Here is a 527-nt window from a genome sequence, read left to right as displayed (position 1 = left end):
TGTCTCGTGGGCTCGGAGATGTGTATAAGAGACAGGACTACCGGGGTATCTAATCCCGTTCGCTACCCACGCTTTCGTGTTTCAGTGTCAGGAATGCGCCAGTGAATTGCCTTCGCTTTTGGTGTTCCCCATGATATCAACGGATTTCACCCCTACTCCATGAGTTCCGTGCACCTCTTACGCCCTCGAGCACTACCGTTTCTCTCGCAGACTGCAGGTTAAGCCCGCAGATTTAACGAAAGACTAATAGTGCCGCCTAGACACCCTTTACGCCCAGTGATTCCGGGTAATGCTTGGGGCCTCTGTATTACCGCTCCTGCTGGCACAGAGTTAGGAGCCCCTTATTCATGAGGTAACGTCAATAAACTTCTTCCCTCATAAAAGATGTTTACGTGCCGAAGCACTTCATCCACCACGCGGTATCGCTCGATCAGGCTTTCGCCCATTGTCGAAGATTCTCGGCTGCAGCCCCCCGTAGGCTGTCTCTTATACACATCTGACGCTGCCGACGAGACTATTCCGCAATG

General features: G+C 52.2%; 1 rRNA gene. It reads right to left on the bottom strand.

Features of this window, described 5'->3' with window-relative positions:
- Positions 1-527, bottom strand: a 16S ribosomal RNA gene (locus E3E36_RS12960); the annotation flags it as partial.

Origin of the sequence: Thermococcus sp. M36, assembly GCF_012027355.1 — an archaeon.
In the GTDB taxonomy this organism is placed as follows: Archaea; Methanobacteriota_B; Thermococci; order Thermococcales; family Thermococcaceae; genus Thermococcus.
The sequence above is the reverse complement of the archived record's forward strand: the minus strand, read 5'-3'. Positions and strand labels throughout refer to the sequence as shown.